The organism is Nitrospira sp. BLG_2 (assembly GCF_049222245.1).
In genome coordinates this window covers 1-2152 of sequence record NZ_JBLYIG010000042.1, presented here as the reverse complement: position 1 = coordinate 2152, position 2152 = coordinate 1, and the positions used below count along the sequence as shown (strand labels likewise).

Here is a 2152-nt window from a genome sequence, read left to right as displayed (position 1 = left end):
ATATGCCCAAATGTATCACGGGATGGCGAAGACCGCTCGGGATGAAGGGTTCCCTGAGTTAGCCGAATGGTTTGAAACGTTGGCGAAAGCCGAACGATCTCACGCCAACCGGTTTCAGAAGGGATTGGATAGTCTGAAGGTCTAATAGTCTGGGTATCAGCGCACGTGCAGCGGTCAGTTTTCGGCGACGTGGCGTGAATCCGTCGGCGAAGGCTGGCCGCTGATCGTTTTGGGGAAAAAGGAACGATGAAAGGCCTCAGTCTCATCCAACCGGTCGACGCCAAGCAGTTGGAGAAAGAAACCCTGCGGATATATGAGGTCTGTGATGGGTGCCGACGCTGCTTTAATCTGTGCCCCTCGTTCAACACCCTGCTGGATCGGATTGACGTGTATGAGGGCGATGTCGCCAAGCTGACCTCAGGCGATCACCATCGAGTGGTCGACGAATGCTACTACTGCAAACTCTGTTTCAATCATTGCCCGTATACCCCACCGCATCACTATGAGATTGATTTTCCCCATTTGATGGTGGTCTGGAAGAAACACCTAGCCGCTGAGCGCGGCGTCCGGTGGAGAGATCGCCTGCTCACCATGACGGATACGATCGGGAAACTAGGAAGCGCGACAGCCTCGATCACGAACAGTCTCTTGGAAAACAGGTTCGTGCGTCGTGTCCTTGATCGGGTGATGGGCGTTCATCAAGACCGTCGGCTCCTGCACTTTTCACGCGAGACGTTTCCCCGTTGGTTCGGCAGTCGAACTACGACGGCTCCAACCGATCCACCTGTTCGCAAGGTAGCCCTGTTTGCCAGCTGCCTTGTGAACTACCAAGCGACGGATATCGGCAAGGCGACGGTGCAAGTGTTGGAGAAGAACGGCGTTCAGGTCGTGGTGCCGCCGCAGCGCTGTTGCGGGATGCCGAGCTTCGATATCGGCGATACGCAAGCGATTCTTCAAGCAGCGCGAAGTAACGTCGCGTCATTGCATCCGTGGGTGCTCGATGGCTATGATGTCGTGGTTCCGACCGCCAGTTGCAGCTTAATGTTGAAACGCGAATATCCGGAGCTTCAGTGCGATGAGCAGACCAAGCAGGTCGCCGAGCGGACGTTCGATATCTGCGAATATCTCGTGGGGTTAAAAAGGACTGGCCATCTGGCGACCGATTTCACCATGAAGCCTGGGCGAGTCGCGTATCAGATTCCCTGCCATTTGAGAGATCAGAATATCGGGTTTAAGTCGAAGGAACTTATGGAGTGCGCCGGCGCACAGGTCGAGGTCATCGAACAGTGCTCTGGACATGATGGTGCCTGGTCGGCCAAAACGGAATTTTTCCCGCTGTCGATGAAAATTGCCGGGAAGGCCGTCCGCGCAATCGAGCAAACCCACCCCGACCTTATCGCTTCGGATTGTCCTCTGGCCGGATTGCAGTTGGATCAGGCCGGAGGGTCGGCGCATACGCCTGGCAAGATGGTGTTGCATCCGATTCAGGTTGTCCGGAACGCGTATGGGTTGCCTGCGTAGCGGAGAAAATAAGGAGTTGGACCTCACCTGTGTGGGCCGAACAATGTGAGGAAATTCGATGAAGGCACTTAGGGCAGACGATCTTATATCGATCGAAGAGTATGATCGGCAGCGCGAGTCGTTTCGGGCGACCATCATCGCGCTGAAGCATCGGCGCAGAATTTCCGTTGGCCCGTTGATCACCTTAGTATTCGAGAATCGGGATACGCTCAGGTTTCAGATTCAGGAAATGATTCGCGCTGAGCGCATTATCGATCCGGCCAAGGTTCAGGATGAACTGGATGTGTATAACGCATTACTGCCGGATCAAGATGAATTGAGCGCAACCCTCTTGATCGAAATCACAGAAGAGGCAAGGATAAAAGATAAACTCGATCAGTTCATGGGATTGGATCATGGCAACAAGGTCGCGATTATTGCCGATGGTGAAGCGGTCTTTGGCGAATTCGAAGGCGGTCGGAGTCATGAGACAAAAATCAGCGCAGTTCATTTCGTGCGGTTTCGACCGACTGCCTCGATGAAGCGGGCTTTTTCGGACCTCACTCGTCCGGTGACGATTCGGGTGAACCACGGTGGGTATCAGCAGGAAGTTTCTGTTCCAGGTACAATGAGAGAAGAGTGGCTTTCAGAC

At 54.2% G+C, this 2152-nt stretch carries 3 protein-coding genes; all 3 read left to right on the top strand.

Annotated features, from left to right (window positions below; translation table 11 throughout):
- Window positions 1-145: ferritin family protein (locus ACOSYY_RS01200; protein WP_421660416.1), on the top strand; the 145-nt coding region annotated here is incomplete at its 5' end.
- Window positions 146-246: 101 nt separating this feature from the next.
- Window positions 247-1521, top strand: a complete 1275-nt coding sequence (locus tag ACOSYY_RS01195; RefSeq protein ID WP_421660415.1) for a heterodisulfide reductase-related iron-sulfur binding cluster — start codon at window positions 247-249, stop codon at window positions 1519-1521.
- Window positions 1522-1579: 58 nt separating this feature from the next.
- Window positions 1580-2152, top strand: a 573-nt coding sequence (locus tag ACOSYY_RS01190; RefSeq protein WP_421660414.1) for a DUF3501 family protein, incomplete at its 3' end; no start/stop codon positions are given.